Source organism: Kitasatospora sp. NPDC101155, from assembly GCF_044768305.1.
Classification (GTDB): domain Bacteria; phylum Actinomycetota; class Actinomycetes; order Streptomycetales; family Streptomycetaceae; genus Kitasatospora.
Genome location: NZ_JBIWPN010000009.1, coordinates 165569 through 183320, shown reverse-complemented (window position 1 = coordinate 183320; position 17752 = coordinate 165569). Strand labels below are relative to the sequence as shown.

Annotated in this window: 16 protein-coding genes; 4 read left to right on the top strand and 12 right to left on the bottom strand. The window is 75.0% G+C overall.

The genetic code is table 11. The features are described 5' to 3' along the window. Positions 1-76: 76 nt before the first annotated feature. The 4 genes from ACIRYZ_RS16320 to ACIRYZ_RS16305 all read right to left on the bottom strand — a co-directional run bounded on the left by ACIRYZ_RS16320 (position 77) and on the right by ACIRYZ_RS16305 (position 4145). Positions 77-1057: an ABC transporter substrate-binding protein gene (locus ACIRYZ_RS16320; protein WP_402944399.1), complete on the bottom strand. Its 981-nt coding sequence runs from the start codon at positions 1055-1057 to the stop codon at positions 77-79. A gap of 138 nt (positions 1058-1195) precedes the next feature. After that, positions 1196-2029, bottom strand: coding sequence for an ABC transporter ATP-binding protein (locus tag ACIRYZ_RS16315; RefSeq protein ID WP_402944396.1), 834 nt, complete (start codon positions 2027-2029; stop codon positions 1196-1198). Then, entirely contained in the window at positions 2029-3102 is a 1074-nt protein-coding gene (locus ACIRYZ_RS16310; protein WP_402944393.1) for a FecCD family ABC transporter permease, read from the bottom strand. The genes ACIRYZ_RS16315 and ACIRYZ_RS16310 overlap by 1 nt, the downstream gene beginning before the upstream one ends. Then, entirely contained in the window at positions 3099-4145 is a 1047-nt protein-coding gene (locus ACIRYZ_RS16305) for a FecCD family ABC transporter permease (RefSeq protein ID WP_402944391.1), read from the bottom strand. The genes ACIRYZ_RS16310 and ACIRYZ_RS16305 overlap by 4 nt, the downstream gene beginning before the upstream one ends. 99 nt (positions 4146-4244) lie before the next feature. Between ACIRYZ_RS16305 and ACIRYZ_RS16300 the strand changes: the two genes are divergently transcribed. Next, a complete protein-coding gene (locus ACIRYZ_RS16300; RefSeq protein ID WP_402944389.1) occupies positions 4245-4874 on the top strand; it encodes an HAD family hydrolase in 630 nt (209 codons plus the stop codon). Here the strand turns inward: ACIRYZ_RS16300 and ACIRYZ_RS16295 are convergent. Continuing rightward, positions 4871-5113 carry a hypothetical protein gene (locus ACIRYZ_RS16295; protein ID WP_402944387.1) on the bottom strand — a complete coding sequence of 81 codons (243 nt, stop codon included), beginning with the start codon at positions 5111-5113 and terminating at the stop codon, positions 4871-4873. The two genes, ACIRYZ_RS16300 and ACIRYZ_RS16295, sit on opposite strands and share 4 nt — an antisense overlap. 478 nt (positions 5114-5591) lie before the next feature. On the opposite strand from ACIRYZ_RS16295, the gene ACIRYZ_RS16290 reads away from it, so the two are divergent. Beyond that, positions 5592-5975, top strand: a complete 384-nt coding sequence (locus tag ACIRYZ_RS16290) for a cold-shock protein (RefSeq protein ID WP_402944385.1) — start codon at positions 5592-5594, stop codon at positions 5973-5975. 61 nt (positions 5976-6036) lie between these two features. Here the strand turns inward: ACIRYZ_RS16290 and ACIRYZ_RS16285 are convergent, their stop codons facing one another. From ACIRYZ_RS16285 to ACIRYZ_RS16270, 4 genes are all read right to left on the bottom strand, one after another. Further along, a complete protein-coding gene (locus tag ACIRYZ_RS16285) occupies positions 6037-6891 on the bottom strand; it encodes a 1,4-dihydroxy-6-naphthoate synthase (RefSeq protein WP_402944383.1) in 855 nt (284 codons plus the stop codon). Next, on the bottom strand, positions 6884-7645 hold the full coding sequence (locus ACIRYZ_RS16280) for a futalosine hydrolase (protein WP_402944381.1): 762 nt from the start codon (positions 7643-7645) through the stop codon (positions 6884-6886). Before ACIRYZ_RS16280 ends, ACIRYZ_RS16285 begins: the two co-directional genes overlap by 8 nt. A gap of 10 nt (positions 7646-7655) precedes the next feature. Beyond that, positions 7656-8186 (bottom strand): hypothetical protein, encoded by a 531-nt coding sequence (locus ACIRYZ_RS16275; protein ID WP_402944379.1) that lies wholly within the window; start codon positions 8184-8186, stop codon positions 7656-7658. Positions 8187-8260: 74 nt separating this feature from the next. After that, positions 8261-9613 carry an MFS transporter gene (locus tag ACIRYZ_RS16270; RefSeq protein WP_402944636.1) on the bottom strand — a complete coding sequence of 451 codons (1353 nt, stop codon included), beginning with the start codon at positions 9611-9613 and terminating at the stop codon, positions 8261-8263. A gap of 551 nt (positions 9614-10164) precedes the next feature. Here ACIRYZ_RS16270 and ACIRYZ_RS16265 point away from each other — a divergent pair. Both ACIRYZ_RS16265 and ACIRYZ_RS16260 read left to right on the top strand, forming a co-directional pair. Next, positions 10165-11049 carry a DUF3027 domain-containing protein gene (locus tag ACIRYZ_RS16265; protein ID WP_393033558.1) on the top strand — a complete coding sequence of 295 codons (885 nt, stop codon included), beginning with the start codon at positions 10165-10167 and terminating at the stop codon, positions 11047-11049. Between the two features lie 244 nt (positions 11050-11293). Then, on the top strand, positions 11294-14590 hold the full coding sequence (locus ACIRYZ_RS16260) for a sacsin N-terminal ATP-binding-like domain-containing protein (protein ID WP_402944376.1): 3297 nt from the start codon (positions 11294-11296) through the stop codon (positions 14588-14590). 3 nt (positions 14591-14593) lie between these two features. Here ACIRYZ_RS16260 and ACIRYZ_RS16255 read toward each other — a convergent pair whose 3' ends face one another. Genes ACIRYZ_RS16255 through ACIRYZ_RS16245 form a run of 3 tightly spaced genes read right to left on the bottom strand, consistent with a single transcriptional unit; the run spans position 14594 to position 17690 of the window. Next, on the bottom strand, positions 14594-14803 hold the full coding sequence (locus ACIRYZ_RS16255; protein ID WP_402944374.1) for a hypothetical protein: 210 nt from the start codon (positions 14801-14803) through the stop codon (positions 14594-14596). 40 nt (positions 14804-14843) lie between these two features. Then, on the bottom strand, positions 14844-17300 hold the full coding sequence (locus ACIRYZ_RS16250; protein WP_402944372.1) for an HAD-IC family P-type ATPase: 2457 nt from the start codon (positions 17298-17300) through the stop codon (positions 14844-14846). A 51-nt stretch (positions 17301-17351) separates the two neighbouring features. Beyond that, positions 17352-17690 carry a DUF2530 domain-containing protein gene (locus ACIRYZ_RS16245; protein WP_402944370.1) on the bottom strand — a complete coding sequence of 113 codons (339 nt, stop codon included), beginning with the start codon at positions 17688-17690 and terminating at the stop codon, positions 17352-17354. Positions 17691-17752: the final 62 nt, after the last annotated feature.

Genomic DNA, 17752 nt, shown 5'->3' with positions numbered 1-17752 from the left:
GATGGCGGCCCATTGTGGCGGAAGTGCCGGTCGGCCGCACAGTCCTCACCAAGTCGACTTGTCGTCAGTGGACGGACTATGCCCCGGGGAAGCCGAGGAAGCGCTGCAGCTCGTCCAGCATGAAGTTGGCGCCCGTGTACCCGATCCCCTGGAACCACAGCTGGTCGTCCACCGGGAACGCCCGGTGCGCCTTCACCGCCCCCAGCGCCTGCCAGCCCGGGCTCGCCAGCGTCGCGTTGGCGCCCGCCCGCTCCGGATCGCCGTAGGTCGCGTACAGCAGCAGGTCGCCGTCGGCCTTGCCGATCTGGTCCGGCGGGATCTCGAAGTCCGACTGGTCGACGTTCTGCGGATCCGGCCGCCCGACCCCGGCCTCGGCGAGCACGCTCCCGGGGAAGCTCTGCCGCCCGAACAGCCGGATCCCGCCGCCCTCCGTGAACCGCACCAGGCTCACCTTGCGCCCCGACAGCTTCGCCGCCGCCAGCGCCTGCGCCACCTGTCCGGCGTGCTTCTGGTACGCGGAGGCGAAGGCCGCGGCCGCCGCCACCCGGCTCAACGCCTGGGCGTGCAACTGGAAGTTCGCCTTCCACGGAGCCCCGGTGGTCTGGGTGAGCACGGTCGGGGCGAGCGCGCTCAACTGCCCGTACCGGTCGCCGTCGCGGGTCTGGTTGGAGAGGATCAGGTCCGGCCGCAGGGCCCGTACGGCGGCGAGGTCCGGCGCGCCGGCCGGGCCGACCAGCCGGATGCCCGCCGTACGGGAGACCGGCCAGTACTCCGGGAAGCGGGTGTCGGCGGCCGGGAGCGCGGCGCCGATCGGGGTGATGCCGAGCGTCAGTGCGGAGTCGAGCACATCGGTGTCCAGCACGACCACCCGCAGCGGCTCGCCGGGCACCAGCACCGGCCCGGTCGCGGCGTTCACCGTGACCGGCGGCGCCGGGTTAGGGGTGGGGGTCGCCCCGAGGTTGTTGGTGGTCGGCGGAGCCGACTGCCCGGACGTGCACGCCGCGAGCGCGGCGCCGCCGAGGCCGACGAGGAGCGTACGGCGGGCGATCCGGGGCATCGGCGGGTCCTCCGGCGTAGGCGGCGCGGCAACGGGCGGGAGCGTGTCGATTATGTCCGAAATGATGCCTAAAGTGCTATTGGGCGGCCACTAATGGCGCAGGAGCCCGGACATGTCGTCAGGCGGCCACGCATGCCGTCAGGCCTCCGCAGCTTCCTCCGAGGCTTCCTCCGCCGCCACCCACGGAGCACCCGGAACGACCAACGGCGTGCCCGTCACCGGATCCGGCACCACCACCGACTCCAGCCCGAACACCTCCCGCACCAGCTCCGCCGTCACCACCTCCCCGGGCGCGCCCTGCGCCACCACCCGGCCGTCCCGCATCGCCACCAGGTGGTCGGCGTACCGGGCGGCCTGGTTGAGGTCGTGCAGCACGGCGACCACCGTCCGGCCGCGCTCGACGTTCAGCCGGCGCACCAGGTCCAGCACCTCCACCTGGTGGGCGATGTCCAGGTAGGTGGTCGGCTCGTCCAGCAGCAGGATGTCCGTGCCCTGGGCGAGCGCCATCGCGATCCAGGCGCGCTGGCGCTGCCCGCCCGACAGCTCGTCCATGCTGCGCTCGGCCAGCTCCGCCGTGGAGGTGCGCTCCAGCGCCTCCGCGACCGCCGCCTCGTCCTCCGCCGACCACTGCTGCCACCAGCTCTGGTGCGGCTGGCGGCCCCGGGAGACCAGGTCCGCCACCGAGATGCCCTCCGGGGCGGTCGGCGACTGCGGCAGCAGGCCGAGCCGCTGGGCGATCCGCTTGGTGGGGATCCGCGCCAGCTCCAGCCCGTCGAGCAGCACGGCGCCCCGGACGGGCCTCAGCAGCCGACCGAGGGCGCGCAGCAGCGTCGACTTGCCGCAGGCGTTCGGGCCGACGATCACCGTCACCCGGCCGTCGGGGATGCGGACGTCGAGGCCCTCGACGACCGTGCGCGCCTCGTAGGCCAGGGTGAGGCCCCGGGCCTCCAGGCGGTGCGTCCTCGGGGTCATCAGGAACCTCCACGGCGGATGGGGGTACCCCCGAACGGAGTTCGGGGGAGGATCAGCAGCCACATCAGGTACGGAGCGCCGACCATGCCGGTCACCACGCCCACCGGCAGCTCGGTCGGGGCGAGCAGGCGCCGGGCGATCAGGTCGGCGAGCACCACGACGAGCGCGCCGGTCAGCGCCGAGCAGAACAGCGGGATCTGCGCCGAACGGGCCAGCCGCAGCGCGATCTGCGGGGCCATCAGCGCGACGAAGTCCACCGGCCCGGCGGCGCCGGCCGCGCAGGAGGCCAGCACGATGCCCAGCAGCGCCATGCCCAGCCGGATCCGGTCCAGCCGCAGGCCGAGGCCGACGGCGGTGGCGTCGTCGAAGGAGATCGATCGCTGGGCGCGCGCCGCCCACAGCGCCACCGGCAGGGCCGCCAGCAGCACCCAGGCCAGCCGGCCGGCCTGGTCGTAGCCGGAGCCGTTCAGACTGCCGGTCATCCAGACCTTGGCGGCCTGCGCCTGGAAGCCGTCGCCCTTGGTGAGGAAGACCGAGGTGAGGGAGGACAGCGCCACGCTGATCCCGATGCCGATCAGCACGAAGCGCTGCGCGTGCAGCCCGCGCCGCCAGGCCAGCGCGTACACCAGCAGCCCGGCCACCAGCCCGCCGCCGACCGCCGCGTACGGCGCCTGCCCGGTCGAGCCGACCACCCCGTACGCCATCAGCCCGACGACGGTCGCGGTCGCACCCCAGGTCACGCCCACCACATCGGGGCTGGCCAGCGGATTGCGGGCGACGGTCTGGACCAGCGCCCCGGCCAGCCCGAGCGCCGCCCCGACCAGCAACCCGACCACCACGCGGGGCAGCCGGAACTCCCCGACCACCAGCTCGTCGGGGCTCGGCCGACCGAGCACCACCTTGACCACCTCGCCGGGCGAGACGGTCGACTCGCCGAGGCAGAGCGAGGCGACGACGGTCGCGGCGAGCACGACGAGCAGCCCGACGGCGGCGGCCGCGGAGCGCCGGTGGAGCAGGAGGGACGCCCGCCCGGCCCGCACCACGGAGTACCCGCGCAGGGACACCGACGTCATGCCGCCACCACCTTCCTGCGCCGGACCAGTGCCACCAGCACCGGCACTCCGACCAGTGCCGTCATCGCGCCGGCCGGGACCTCCGACGGCGGGAAGAGCACCCGGCCGAAGGTGTCGGCGAGCAGCAGCAGGGCCGGGCCGAGGACGGCGGAGAAGGCGAGGATCCAGCGGTGGTCGGCGCCGGCGACGGCGCGGGCGGCGTGCGGGACGGCGAGGCCGACGAAGGCGATCGGGCCGGCCGCGGCCACCGCGGAGCCGGTCAGGACGGTGGCACCGAGGGCGCAGACCGCGCGGACCAGGCCGGTCTTGGCGCCCAGGCCCTTGGCGGTGTCCTCGCCGAGCGCCAGCGCGTCCAGGCCGCGGGCCACCGCGACCACCAGCAGGGTGCCGACTGCGAGGAACGGCAGCAGCTGCCAGGCGACGTCCGCCGTGCGCCCGGAGAGCGAGCCGACGTGCCAGAAACGGAACTGGTCCATGGTGGCCGCGTCCGTGGTCAGCACCAGGGCGTTGAGCGAGGCGATGAAGGCGGACATCGCCGAGCCGGCCAGGGCCAGCTTGATCGGGGTCGCCCCGCCCCGGCCGCGCCCGGCGAGGCCGTAGACCAGCACGGTGGCGATCACCGCGCCGGCGAAGCCGAACCACACGTACCCGGTGAGGGTGGAGACGCCGAAGCCGGAAATGGCGACCACCACGCCCGCCGCCGCGCCCTGGGAGACGCCCAGGATGCCCGGGTCGGCGATCGGGTTGCGGGTCAGGCCCTGCATCACGGCCCCGGCCAGGCCGAGCGCCGCGCCGACGGCCAGCCCGACGACCGTCCGCGGCAGCCGCAGCTCCCGGATCACCACGGCGTCGGCGCTGTCGCCGCCGTGCAGCAGCGCGTGGAGCGTCCCGGAGAACGGGATGGTGCGGCTGCCGACCGCCAGGCTCAGCAGTACCGCGACGGCCAGCGCGGCCAGCGAGGCGGCGAGCCACAGTGCTCGGCGGCGGGGTGCGCGCCGCGTTCCCGGTGGTGCGGTGGTGTGTGGTGCGGTGGTGTCGGTCATGAGCCCTCTCCGCAGACAACTCAGGTAAACCTAAGTTCCGTCCGGAAGCCGGGGCAAATTCCTTCGTCGCCCTCGGTGTCCGTTGGATAGCCTGGCGGCATGCCCGTGATCCCCACCGCCCCGCTCACCGTCGGTTTCGACCTCGACATGACGCTGCTGGACACCCGTCCGGGTATTCGCGCCACCTACGAGGCGCTCTCCGCCGAGACCGGAACGTACATCGACGCCGACCTGGTGGTCACCCGGCTCGGCCCGCCGCCGCTGAACGAGATCCGCAACTGGTTCCCGGAGGACGAGGCGGAGCGGGCCGTCGCCCGCTACCGCGAGCTGTACCGCGACCACGCCTTCGCCCCGACCGTGCCCCTCCCGGGCGCGCACGCCGCCGTCGAGGCGGTCCGCGCCCACGGCGGCCGGGTCGCGGTGATCACCGGCAAGTACGAGCCGAACGCCCACCTCCACCTGGAGCACGCCGGGATGGCGGCGGACATCGTGATCGGCGACCTCTGGGCGGAGACCAAGGGCGAGGCGCTGCGCGCGCACGGCGCGAGCATCTACGTCGGCGACCACCTCGGCGACATCCGGGGCGCCCGGCACGCGGAGGCGGTCGCGGTCGGCGTGGCCACCGGCCCGTACGGCGCGGACGAGCTGCGCGAGGCCGGGGCGGACGTGGTGCTCGCGGACCTCACCGGCTTCCCGGAGTGGCTCGACCGGCACCTCGGGGCGAACTAGGCGGGCTGCCGGGGCTCCACCCGGCGGCGCTGCGCCCGGGCGTTCAGGAACAGCCCGGTCAGCGCGGACAGGAAACCGGCCGGCATCAGCATGCTCAGCCAGTACATCGCCGTCGGCAGCGGCGTCAGGTGCAGGAACAGCGGGACGAAGGTGACCATGGTGGCGAGCGCGCCGAAGGCGAAGACGACCGTCCCGGCCTTGACGTACACGTCGCCGGGGTCGGCGCTCTGGCTGCTCACGACTGCTCACTCCTCCGGGGCTGCGCTGGGTGCCCCCAGTCTGGCAGAGCGGCCGCCGGGGCGGCCCACCGGAGCGGGTCGGTCACGTTGCGCAGTTTCCCGGCAGCTGAACGTTTTGATCCCTGCTGGGCGGGGGTATGCAGGGGGTGCCGAGGGGCGCTGCAGGTGCGTCCCGTGTCCTCAGACCCGGAGGTGTGAGCCGATGGACTGTGCCGAGAAGCGCCCCGGCCGTGCCAGTACCGGGTCGCCCGTGGCCGCGAGATCCCCGCGCTCCCGTCGCCCCGGGCGGGCCTCGGAACGCGCCTCCTTCGCGGAACGCGGGTGAGGCAGTGACGGACCGTTAGTCTGCTCCCGACGACGCGCTGACCGTGAGCGCCCATGGGCGTCGAGCCGAGGTCGGCCGTCCTTTTTTCCCACACCATCCAGTGATCCCCGGCCAGGGCCGGGATCCCTCACACCCATTCGAGGACTGTTCGAGATGCCCACCGGCCAGGTCAAGTGGTTCAACGAGACGAAGGGCTTCGGCTTCCTGTCGCGCGACGACGGTGACGACGTCTTCGTCCACACCAAGGCGCTGCCCGCCGGTGTCACCGTGCTGAAGCCGGGCCAGCGGGTCGAGTTCGGCGTGGTCGCCGGCCATCGCGGGGACCAGGCGATGGCCGTGCAGCTGCTGGAGGCGCTGCCGTCGGTGGCCGCCGCCCAGCGCAGGAGCGCCGACGACATGGCGCCGATCGTCCAGGACCTGATCACCACCCTGGACACGGTGCTGCCCGGCCTCCAGCGCGGTCGCTACCCGGCCAAGCCCACCGGCCAGAAGCTGGCCGGCCTGCTGCGCGCGGTGGCCGACCAGTTCGACGTCTGAGGCGCCCCCGGCGCCCCGGCGCCATCGCGTTCGGGTGCCCTGGAGTCCCTGGAGTCCGGGGCTACCCGAACGCGAGCGCACCCGGGTCGAGCGGGGGCACCAGCCCCTCCGCGGCGGCCCGGGTGAGCAGCGCGCGGACGGCCCCGTAGCCCTCCTCGCCGAGGTCGGCGGTGAACTCGTTCACGTACAGCCCGATGTGCTGGTCGGCGACCGCCGGGTCCATCTCCTGGGCGTGCGCCAGCACGTACTCGCGGCTGGCCGCCGGCTCCGCCCAGGCCTGGCGGACGGAGGCGCGGATCGTGTCGGCGAGGGCGCGCAGCCGCTCGGCGCCCAGTGAGCGCTTGGCGACGATCGCGCCGAGCGGGATCGGCAGGCCGGTCCGCTCCTCCCAGGCCTCGCCCATGTCGGCCAGGCTGTGCAGGCCGTACTGCTGGTAGGTGAAGCGGGCCTCGTGGATCACCAGGCCGGCGTCCACCCGGCCGTCCCGGACGGCGGGCATGATCTCGTGGAACGGCAGCACGACGATCTCGCCGAAGCCGCCCGGTACCGCCTCGGCCGCCCAGAGCCGGAACAGCAGGTAGGCGGTGGAGCGCTCGGACGGCACCGCCACCGTCTTCCCGGCGAGCTCCGCGGGCGAGCCCACGCCCGGCAGGGTGAGCACCAGCGGACCGCAGCCGCGCCCGAGCGCGCCGCCGCAGGGCAGCAGGGCGTACTCCTCCAGGACCCAGGGCAGCGCGCCGTAGCTGATCTTCAGCACGTCCAGCTCGCCGCGCTCGGCCAGGCCGTTGGTGATGTCGATGTCGGCGAAGGTCACCTCAGGGGCGTCCGCCCCGGGCACCAGGCCGTGCGCCCAGGCGTGGAAGACGAAGGTGTCGTTCGGGCAGGGCGAGTACGCGATGCTCAGCCGTTCAGCCACGGCCGGCCTCCTCGATCAGTTCGGCGACGGGCAGCGCGGCGAAGGCCCGCTCCAGGGCGGCCAAGGCCTCGCCGATCCGCCAGGCGGCCCGGTCGCGCGGGCCCACCGGGTTGGACACGGTCCGCAGTTCGAAGGCCGGTACGCCGTACCAGGCGGCGGCCTCGGCCACGCCGAAGCCCTCCATCGCCTCGGCGGCGGCGCCCGGATGCCGGGCGGCCAGCTCGTCTGCCCGCCCGGCGCTGCCGGTCACGGTGGAGACGGTCAGCACCGGGCCGGCCACGACGTCGATGCCCTGCGCGCCCAGCGCCCGGGCGGCCAGCGCCACGGCGGTCGGGGCAGGGGTGTGCCGGACGGTGCCGAAGCCCAGCTCGGTGACATCGGCGAAGCCCTCGGGGGTCTCGGCACCGAGGTCGGCGGCCACGATCGCGTCGGCCACCACAGTGGCGCCGACCGGGGCGTGCGGGGCGAAACCGCCGGCGATCCCGGCCGAGGCGACCAGCCCGTACGGACGGGCGGCCAGCGCGGCGGAGGCGCCCGCCGCGGCGGCGCCGGGGCCGACCCCGGCGGCCAGCACGTCCACCGGAGCACCGTGCGCCCGGTGCAGCACACCCCCCTGCAGCGGCAGGGCGGCGGCCCCGCCGGGCAGGCCGCGCAGGACGGCCTCGGCCTCGGCGGGCACCGCGACGACGACGAGCAGCCGGGCCCGTTCGGGGCCCGACCGCTCGGGGTGCGCGTCGGTGACGTGCGCGGTCATCGCAGGATCGTCAGCTGGTCTGGGTGTTCAGCTGGAAGTACCAGACGGCGATCGGGTTGTCCGAGTTCTTGTCGCCCTCGACCACGGTGACCACGGTCTTGCCGCTGGCGTTCAGCGCCTTGCCGGCCTGCTGGGTGCCGGAGAAGGTCGGGCCCTGGGCGTACGAGAACAGGCTGTAGCGGCCGCCCTGGCTGGTCGAGCCGCCGTTGGTGAAGGCCCACCAGCCGGACTTGGCCACGTTCGGGCTGACACCGACGCCGAGCCGGTCGCTCGCCGTCACGTCGCGGGTCGGCAGGGTGCCGTCCTTGAGCGCCTGGGCGGCGTCGTCCTGGCACTTCTGCTGCATGTCCTCGGTGATCGGGCTGCCGCCGTTCCAGCACAGCGGGTTAGCGGTGATCGAGGAGTTGCCGACCGTCAGGGTGGCACGGTGGGAGTTGATCTCGGTCTGGCCGGAGGCGTAGGCGATGGACCCGCCGACCGTGCCGGCGCCGACCACGACGACGGCGCCGAGGGCGGCGATGACACGGGAATTGAGGCTCATGCGTCAGAATCTACCGGGCCGGGCCGATCACGCTACGCGGGGGTCGGCCACCGCGTGTTGCCCCACCGCCGGATTCAGGCCACCCGCGGCGCGGCCGGGTGCCGCCACCGGCCCAGCCGCAGCAGCGAGTGGACCGTCCACAGCAGCACCAGACCGACCACCGCGGCCGCGATCGACAGGCCCAGCACCCCGTTCAGCGGCAGCACGATGCCGACCCCGCCGCCCGCCACCCAGGACAACTGCAGCAGGGTCTCCGAACGGGCGAACGCCGAGGTCCGCACCGCCTCCGGGACGTCCCGCTGGATCAGCGCGTCCAGCGCCAGCTTGCCCAGCGAGGCCGCCATCCCGGCCAGGGCCGCGACCAGAACCACCGTCACCACGCCGTACCAGAGCGCGGCGGCCGCCGTCACACAGGCCGCCAGCAGCAGCATCGCGGTGACCGTCGCCTCCGGGCCCCGGGTGCGCAGCCAGGAGCCCAGCACCGAGCCCAGCGCGTTGCCCACCCCGGCCGCCAGCGCCACCAGGCCCAGCGCCACGGTCGGCCGCAGGCCGCCGATCGGGTCGGTGCGCAGCAGGAAGGCCAGGAAGAACACCAGGAAGCCGACCAGCCAGCGCATCGCCGCCATCGCCCGCAGCGCCAGCACCACCGAGGGGCCGACGGTGCGCAGCGAGGCCTTCACCTTCGGCGGCTTGTGGTGGATCAGGTGCGAGCCCTCGCCGTGCACCTCGGCGTGCAGGACGGCCCGCTGCTCGCCCTTCGCCGAGTCGACCTCGTGCGGCAGGTGGAAGGCCATCAGGGTGCCGATCACGAACACCAGGAAGGCACCGCGCAGCGGCCAGCTCGGCCCGATCAGGTGCAGCAGCCCGCCCACCGCGGCCGCCACGCCGGTGGCCAGCAGCCCGGCCAGGGTGACCCGGGAGTTCGCCTTCACCAGGGACAGCCGGCTCGGCAGCAGCCGGGGCACCACGACGCTGCGCACCACCCCGTACGCCTTGGACGCCACCAGCACGCCCAGCGCCTCCGGGTAGAGCGCGATGCCGCCGCCGGAGATCACCCCGGCCATCGTCCAGGCCAGCGCGGCCCGGGCCAGCATCGACATCGCCATGGCCGCCCGGCGGCCGTGCGGGATCCGGTCCAGCAGCGGGCCGATCACCGGGGCCAGCAGGGCGAACGGGGCCATGGTGATCAGCAGGTAGAGGGCGACCCGGCCGCGGGCCTGGCCGGTGGGGACGGAGAAGAAGATGGTGGAGGCCAGCGCGATGGTGATCAGCATGTCGCCGAAGGAGTTCAGCGCGTGCAGCTCGATCAGCTTGGCGAGGCCGGACTCGCCGGCGCCCTCGGCGGAGGTGGCCCGGCGGATCCGGCGGCCGGTGCCGTGCACCAGCTTGCCGACGCGGATGCCGGTGGCGGAGGCGATGCGGACCAGGAAGTGGCGGCGGGGCTCGGGGAGCTCCTCGTCCAGGTCGTCGTCGAGGGTGGCGAGGTGACGGGTGCGGGCGTCGTTCGGAACGTCCTGCTTCTCCAGGCTGACCCGGGCGGTGGGCGCCTCGGCACCGTCCCCCGACCGCGGTTCGCCCGCAGCGGGAACAGGGGGCCGGTGTCGCGACACGGCGTCCGCCCCGCCGGGGCTGACGGCCGGCGAGGGGCGCAGTGCGTGCTGCGACGGGTTGTCGTCCGCCACAAGCCCATCCTGCCCCAGATTCGCCGTGGCGACGCGGGATTCGGGTCCGCTCGGCGCGGTCGCGGAACGCTCGGCTCCGCCCCGGACTGTGCCGGGGTGCCGACCGGCGGGTAGCCTGCCCAAGGTCCGCCCGCCGGGGCGCCGGGCGCCGGCAGGCCGGTCGAGCGGCGCGGTCGGTACCCGCGGCGGCCCCGGGTCGCGCAGAATGGACGAGGGACTACCGAGCCGCGACGGAACAGGCAACACGCCGTGGGCGACAGAAGAACTGGGAGAGAATCGACGCCGTGAGTGCTGCGATGCGAAGCCGTACCCCCGACCGGCTCTGTGCCGAGGCCGTCGAACTCGCTCGTCAGGCTGCCGAGGAGGCTGTCGGACCCGAGGCGGTCGGCCCGCACCTGGGCGTCCAGGCGGACGCCGACCGCGTCGTCACCCACAGCTTCGACTGCCTGGACGCCGCCTACCGCGGCTGGCACTGGGCGGTCACTGTGGCGCGGGCGCCGCGGGCCAAGAACGTCACCCTCGACGAGGTCGTGCTGCTGCCCGGCCCCGACGCCGTGCTGGCCCCGGAGTGGGTGCCGTGGAGCGAGCGGCTGCGCCCGGGCGACATGGGCCCCGGCGACCTGCTGCCCACCGGCGCCGACGACGCGCGGCTGGAGCCCGGCTGGAGCGGCGAGGACGAGCCCGCGCCGAACTCCGCGGTCGCCGCCCTCGCGGCGGAGGAGGACGTGGTCGTCACCGACCCGCACGTCCAGCTCGCCCCGGCCCGCGCCCAGATCAACGCCGTCGCCGAGGAGCTCGGCATGGGCCGCAGCCGGGTGCTCTCCCGGCTCGGGCTGCACCTGGCCGCCGACCGCTGGGAGAAGTCCCACGGCCCGCAGACCCCGATGGCCCAGGCGGCGCCCGCCGCGTGCGGCAGCTGCGGCTTCCTGATCCCGATCGGCGGCTCGCTCGGGCAGGCCTTCGGCGTGTGCGGCAACGAGTTCGGCCCGGCCGACGGGCAGATCGTCTCCTTCGCGTACGGCTGCGGTGGGCACTCCGAGGCGGCCGTCATCCCGGCCCCGCCGGCGCCGTCCGAGCTGATCCTGGACGAGCTGGTGGTCGAGCCGCTGCAGCTCCACCCGGACCGCGCCTCCGGCTCGGTCGAGCCGGACGCCCCGGCGGAGGAGCTCGGCCACTCCTGAGCCGGCACTGTCCTGAGTCGGCACTGCCCTGAGCCCGGGCGTTCCTGAGCCCGCGTCGCTTGACGGCCCGCTCCGCGCTCCTGCGCCCCCGGCCTGCCGTCCGAGGACGAACTCGGCTCACGGCCGTTGGCCTGCGGATCTTCCGGGTACGGGCGCAGTCGGGCCGGGCCGTGGTCGGGAGTAGTCGGTGGGGCAGGGAAGAATGCCTCTACGACGTACAGGGCGGCGGAAGGCGGCAGGTCCAGTGGAACCTCGGATCATCGGCAGCGGCGCGGACGAGCACCTCGCGGACCCGTTCGGGAGCGCCGCGCTGCGGCGCCGGGTGCTGGACGCCTGGGCCGCTTCGCCGGCCCGGTTCCGGGAGGACGCCAACGCCGAGGAGGAGCTGGCGCTCGGCGGCTACCGCGACCGCCTGGTCGTCGAGTTGGCGCAGAACGCGGCCGACGCGGCGGTGCGGGCCGGGCGCGGCCCCGGGCGGCTGCGGCTGACCCTGGCCGACGGCGTGCTGGCCGCCGCCAACACCGGCGCCCCGCTGGACGCGGCCGCCGTCGAGTCGCTGTCCACCCTGCGCGCCTCCTCCAAGCGCGGTGAGGAGCCCGCCGTCGGCCGGTTCGGCGTCGGCTTCGCCGCCGTCCTCGCCGTCACCGACGAGCCCGCCGTGCTGGGCGCCGCGGGCGGGGTGCGCTGGTCGCTCGGCGAGGCCCGCGCGCTGGCCGCGGCGCAGCCCGCGCTGACCGACGAGCTGCGCCGCCGGGACGGCCACGTGCCACTGCTGCGGCTGCCGTTCGCGGCCGAGGGTCCGGCTCCCGAGGGCTACGACACCGTGGTGGTGCTGCCGCTGCGGGACGTCGCCGCCGAGGACCTGACCCGCCGGCTGCTGGCCGGCATCGACGACGCGCTGCTGCTCACCCTGCCCGGCCTGGCCGAGGTGGTGGTGGAGACCCCGGACGGCACCCGGACGCTCACCCGCAGCGCCGCCGAGCCGCGCCCGGACGGCGTCACCGAGGTCACCGTCACCGACGACGCGGGCGGGCTGCCGCGGCGGACGGTCTGGCAGACCGTCGGCGCCTCCGGCCGGCTGGACGCCGAGCTGCTCGCCGACCGGCCCACCGAGGAGCGCACCCGCCCGTACTGGACCGTGACCTGGGCCGTCCCGGTCGCCGAGGACGGCGCCCCGCAGCGGCCCGCGATCGAGCCGGTGCTGCACGCGCCCACCCCCAGCGACGAGCCGATCGGCCTGCCCGCGCTGCTGATCGCCTCCTACCCGCTGGACTCCACCCGTCGGCACCTCGCCCCCGGCCCGCTCGCCGACTTCCTCACCGAGCGCGCCGCCGACAGCTACGCCGAGCTGCTGCGCGCCCGCGGCGCCGACCTGGGCTCACTCGGCCTGGTGCCGGGCCCGCTCGGGCAGGGCGCGCTGGACAACGCGCTGCGCGCGGCCGTGCTGTCCCGGCTGCCCGGCACGCCGTTCCTGCCGCACCCGGGCGTCGTCGAGGAGGGCACGCCCGCGCTGCGGCCCCGGGACGCGACGCTGCTGGAGGGCGCGGACGGCTCGGTGGTCGAGGCGCTGGCGCCGATCTTCCCCGGGCTGCTGCCGGCCGGGCTGGAGCGCCGCACCGAGCTGCGGGTGCTGAACGTGCGCCGGGTGCCGCTGGCCGAGGTGGTCGACCAGCTCGGCGGCCTGGACCGCGACCCGGCCTGGTGGCGCAACCTGTACGCGGCGCTCGGCGCGGCCGACCCGGAGGCGCTCGGCGCGCTGCCCGTGCCGCTCGCGGACGGGCGGACCGTCACCGGGCCCCGGCGGGTGCTGCTGCCCTCCGAGGACGCCGACTGGGCGGCCTTCCCCGGCTACCCCGAGACGCTGGCCGGGGCGCTCGCCGCGCTGGACCTGCGGCTGGCCCACCCGGAGGCCGCCCACCCGCTGCTGGCCAAGCTCGGTGCCGGCACCGCCACGCCCGCCGGGGTGCTGGACACCCCCGAGGTGCGGGCCGCCGTCGCCCGCTCGTACGAGCTGGCCGAGGACGACCTGGACGCCGCGCTCGAACTGGCCGACGCCGTCCTGGCCCTGGTGAAGGCCGCCGCCCCGGCGCCCGGCGAGCACCCGTGGCTGGCCCGGCTGGCGCTGCTGGACGACGAGGGCGAGCCCGCCCGCGCGGGCGAACTCGTGCTGCCCGGCAGCCCGTTCGCCGCCCTCGCGCGCGAGGAGGACGCCGGCTGGGTGGACGACGAGGTGCTGGAGCGCTGGGGCCCCGAGGTGCTCACGGCCGTCGGCGTGCTGGCCGACTTCGTGCTGGTGCGCGCCGAGGACGTGGTGCTCGACCCGGACGACCTGGAGCGCCTCGACCCGACCGCGCCGGCCGACCGGGCGGCCGGCGGCCACCCCACCGGCCTGCTGGACGAGGCGCCGGACGGGCTCGCCGACTGGGCCGAGGACGCCCTGGAGGCGCTGCACGCGGACGAGGTGGTCGGCGTGCCGCCGGTGGCCGCCGAGCTGCTGGCCGTGCGCGACCTCGACCTGGTGGACGACGACGCCTGGCCGGAGGCGCTGGCCGCGCTCGCCCGCCCGCCGTACCGGGACGCCGTGGTCAACCCGGTGCGCACCCTGCTGCCGGACGGCTCCTACGCCGACCTGCCGCCGTACACCGCCTGGTGGCTGCGCGACCACCCGGTGCTGGCCGGCCGCGAGCCCGCCGGGCTGCGCGCCGCCGGGGCCGACCCGCTGCTGCGCGGCCTGTACGACGAGGCGCGCACCACCCTGGACGAGCAGTTCCTGCACGCGCTCGGGGTGCGCACCACGCTGGCCGCGCTGCTCGCCGAGACCCACGGCCCGGACGAGGTGCTGGACCGGCTCACCGACCCGGACGCCGAGGTCGGGCACCGCCAACTGCACGGCATCCACAGCGCGTTGGCCCGGGTCGAGCGCGAGCGGATCGAACCGCTGGACGTGGTGCGGGCGCTGCCGCCGCTGGACCCGGACACCGGGCGCCGCCCGGACCGCACGGTGGTGGTGGACGCCACCGAGGCGGTCGTCGCGGACGCCCCCGACCTGGTCCAGCTCCTGCACCCGTACCCGCTGCTGCCGGTCGCCCCGGCGCTCGCCGCGGACCTCGCCGAGCGGCTGCACGTGTCGCTGGCCAGCGAGGTGGCCGGCGGCCGGGTGCTCTCCGAGGGCGTGCTGCACCGGGTGCCGGCCGTGGTGCGGGAGCTGCTGCCCGGCTGCCCGGTCGCCTACGAGGAGCACGAGGAGCTCCTGGTGGTCGGCCCGGACGGCGGCGAGGCCGCGGTGGACTGGCGTTGGGACCCGGAGGCGGACGCCCCGGAGCCGCCGTACGACCCGGAGCTGGCCGAAGCCGCCGACGAGGACGACGAGTTCGAGATCCCGCCGGTGCCCGGACTGCTGCACGCGGCCACCCCGGAGGGCCTGGCGGCCGGGCTCGCCTGGTCGGTCGGGCAGTGGCACCGGCGCTTCGAGGTGCTGGCCGCGCTCAGCGAGCCGGACCGGGCGTACGAGCTGTCCGCGGCCCGCGACTTCGAGGGCTGAGTCTCAGCCGTTGCGCGGCTTGAGCCGCAGGTAGACGGTGGTGGTGACGGTCAGCCAGACCGTGCCGAGCGTCACCATCGCCGCTGCCTTCAGCGCGGGCGTGGGCCTGACCGCCAGGCCGACGCCCGCCATCGCCAGCGCCGTCAGCCCGGCCGCCAGCAGCCCGCCCAGGAAGGCGATGAACGCCTCCAATTCCCCACCCCTGCGCGCCATTCGGCACCCCCTTTCAGGGAGATGCTAAGCGCAGGGGCGGTCATTCCAGGCCGCGACGCTTCATCCAGTGCCAGGCGGACTCCAGCACCATGCCGCAGATCAGCGCGATGCCGACGCCCGTCCACGGGTCGCGCCCGTTGACCAGGGAGAGCTCGAAGAAGTCGGACAGCGCCGGGACCAGCAGGACCAGGGCGAACGCGCCGCCCATGGTGGCGATCAGCAGCAGCCGCCACCAGTTGTACGGGCGGGCGACGATGGCGAGCACCCAGATGGCGATCAGGAAGAGCGTCAGGGTGGCCACGCTGGTGTCGCCCTTGAGGTCGGTCGCGTGGTCGGAGCGGGCCAGCGCGTAGGCGACGAAGGTGCCGGTGCCGGCGATGACGCCGCCGGGGATCGCCAGCCGCAGGACGCGCTTCACGAAGCCGGTGCGGGCCCGCTCGTTGTTGGGGGCCAGGGCCAGGAAGAAGGCCGGCACGCCGATGGTGAGGGTGGACAGCACGGTGGAGTGCCGGGGCAGGAACGGGTACGGCGAGTGGGTGAAGATCACCAGCAGCGCCAGCAGCACCGAGTAGACAGTCTTCACCAGGAACAGCCCGGCGACCCGCTCGATGTTGCCGATCACCCGGCGGCCCTCGGCGACCACCGAGGGCATGGTCGCGAAGGAGTCGTTGAGCAGCACGATCTGGGCGACCGCCTTGGTGGCGTCCGAGCCGGTGCCCATCGCCACGCCGATGTCGGCGTCCTTGAGCGCGAGCACGTCGTTGACGCCGTCGCCGGTCATCGCCACGGTGTGACCGCGGGACTGCAGCGCCCCGACCAGCTGGCGCTTCTGCTGCGGGCTGACCCGGCCGAAGACGCTGGTCCGGTCGGCCGTCTCGGCGAGCTGCTCGGGGTCCTCCGGCAGGGTGCGGGCGTCCAGCGGGCGGTCCGCGCCGGGCAGGCCGAGATGGCCGGCCACCGCGCCGACCGAGACCGCCGCGTCCCCGGAGATCACCTTGGCCCGGACGTTCTGGCTCTCGAAGTAGCGCAGGGTGTCGGCGGCGTCCGCGCGCAGCCGCTGCTGGAGCACCACCAGGGCGAGCGGGGTGAGGTCGGCCGCCGGGTCGGGGGAGTCCAGCGGGACGGGCGTACGGCCGAGCAGCAGCACCCGCAGGCCCTGGGCGCCCAGCTCGTCCACCTCGGCGAGCGCCGGGTGCCCGGCGGGCAGCAGCACGTCGGGGGCGCCGAGCAGCCAGCTGGCCTCGCCGCCCTGCGGCTCCAGCAGCTGGACGCCGCTCCACTTGCGGGCGGAGGAGAACGGCATCGCCTCGATCACCCGCCAGCCGTTGCCGCCCGGGCCCCCGCCGTCGCCCCGCCCGTACGCGTCGATCACGGCCTGCATGGAGGGGTTGGGGCGGGCGTCGGCGCCGGCCATCACGGCGAGCGCGTGCTTGATGGCGTCCGGCTCGACCGGGGCGGGCTCGCCGTTGGAGATGACCCGCAGGTCGATCACGTCCATGCCGCCCTCGGTGAGGGTGCCGGTCTTGTCCAGGCAGACGGTGTCCACCCGGGCCAGGCCCTCGATCGCCGGGAGCTCCTGGACCAGGCACTGCTTGCGGCCGAGCCGGATCACGCCGATCGCGAAGGCCACCGAGGTCAGCAGCACCAGGCCCTCGGGGACCATCGGCACGATGCCGGCCACCATCCGGCGGACGGCCTCGCGCCAGTCCCGGCCCTCGACGGCCAGCTGGCTGATGATCAGGCCGAGCGCGGTGGGGATCAGCAGGTAGGTGATGAACCGCAGGATGCTGTTGATGCCGCTGCGCAGCTCCGACTTCACCAGGGTGAACTTGCTGGCCTCCTCGGCCAGCTGGGCCGCGTAGGCCTCGCGGCCGACCTTGGTGGCGGTGAAGGCGCCCGCGCCGGCCACCACGAAGCTGCCGGACATCACCTGGTCGCCGGGCTGCTTGAGGACCGGGTCGGGTTCGCCGGTGAGCAGCGACTCGTCGATCTCCAGGCCGTCCGCCTCGGTGACGTCGCCGTCCACGATCACCTTGTCGCCGATGCCGAGCAGCACGGTGTCGTCGAGGACGATCCCGGAGACGGCGACCTGCTGGACGGCGCCGTCCCGGCGGACCTGGGGGCGGGCCTCGCCGATCAGCGCCAGGCTGTCCAGGGTCTTCTTGGCGCGCAGTTCCTGGAAGATGCCGATCGCCGTGTTGGCCACGATGACCAGGCCGAACAGGCCGTCCTGGATGGGGCCGACGATCAGGATGATCCCGAACATGACGCCGATGATCGCGTTGAACCGGGTGAAGACGTTGGCCTGGACGATCTCCTTGGCGGACCGGCTGGACCGCACCGGGACGTCGTTGACCTGGCCGTTCGCGACGCGTTCGGCCACCTCGGCGGTGGTCAGTCCGCCGCGCCGCCCGGGCAGCAGCCCGAGGGGGTGCGCGCCGTCGGGGTGGTTTCCGTCGGGCGGCTGCTCTTCCGGGGGTTGGGCAGGCTCCGTCATGGCACCGACTCTACGGGTGCCTTATATCCGATGCGTGTTACTAAAGGACTATTAGTCCGACTGGGCGGCCGGGCCCGTGCCGTCGCCGGTTCCTCCGCCCGTGCCGCCGCCCGTGCCGTCGCCGTCGGCCTCGCGCAGGGCGGCCTCGGCGGCGCGGCTGCGGGCGATCGCGTCCCGGCGGGCGCGGCAGTACCAGAGGCCGATCAGGCCGAGCAGGCCGCCGGAGAGACAGATCCAGGGCCAGCTGCCGTGCTTGTGGTCGGAGAGGGTGCCCTGGAAGGGGAGCAGGGCGAGGAAGGCGACGAACCACAGCACCGTGCCGCCGCCGACGATGGCGACGTCGTTGGCCTCCAGCGGAGGGGGCGAGGGGTGCAGCGGCGTCTTGGGCATGGGGCCTAGCGTACGGTGCGGCGGGGGCGCGGCGGGGCCCCTGGGGGCGCTCCGGAACTCCC

What these genes read in the sequence shown, in the direction of transcription:
- ACIRYZ_RS16320 (WP_402944399.1), bottom strand. Translation starts at nt 1,057, where the DNA reads ATGCCCCGGATCGCCCGCCGTACGCTCCTCGTCGGCCTCGGCGGCGCC.
- ACIRYZ_RS16305 (WP_402944391.1), bottom strand. Translation starts at nt 4,145, where the DNA reads ATGACCGACACCACCGCACCACACACCACCGCACCACCGGGAACGCGG.
- ACIRYZ_RS16275 (WP_402944379.1), bottom strand. Translation starts at nt 8,186, where the DNA reads ATGAGCCTCAATTCCCGTGTCATCGCCGCCCTCGGCGCCGTCGTCGTG.
- ACIRYZ_RS16290 (WP_402944385.1), top strand. Translation starts at nt 5,592, where the DNA reads ATGCCCACCGGCCAGGTCAAGTGGTTCAACGAGACGAAGGGCTTCGGC.
- ACIRYZ_RS16300 (WP_402944389.1), top strand. Translation starts at nt 4,245, where the DNA reads ATGCCCGTGATCCCCACCGCCCCGCTCACCGTCGGTTTCGACCTCGAC.
- ACIRYZ_RS16245 (WP_402944370.1), bottom strand. Translation starts at nt 17,690, where the DNA reads ATGCCCAAGACGCCGCTGCACCCCTCGCCCCCTCCGCTGGAGGCCAAC.
- ACIRYZ_RS16280 (WP_402944381.1), bottom strand. Translation starts at nt 7,645, where the DNA reads ATGACCGCGCACGTCACCGACGCGCACCCCGAGCGGTCGGGCCCCGAA.
- ACIRYZ_RS16310 (WP_402944393.1), bottom strand. Translation starts at nt 3,102, where the DNA reads ATGACGTCGGTGTCCCTGCGCGGGTACTCCGTGGTGCGGGCCGGGCGG.
- ACIRYZ_RS16250 (WP_402944372.1), bottom strand. Translation starts at nt 17,300, where the DNA reads ATGACGGAGCCTGCCCAACCCCCGGAAGAGCAGCCGCCCGACGGAAAC.
- ACIRYZ_RS16255 (WP_402944374.1), bottom strand. Translation starts at nt 14,803, where the DNA reads ATGGCGCGCAGGGGTGGGGAATTGGAGGCGTTCATCGCCTTCCTGGGC.
- ACIRYZ_RS16315 (WP_402944396.1), bottom strand. Translation starts at nt 2,029, where the DNA reads ATGACCCCGAGGACGCACCGCCTGGAGGCCCGGGGCCTCACCCTGGCC.
- ACIRYZ_RS16265 (WP_393033558.1), top strand. Translation starts at nt 10,165, where the DNA reads ATGCGAAGCCGTACCCCCGACCGGCTCTGTGCCGAGGCCGTCGAACTC.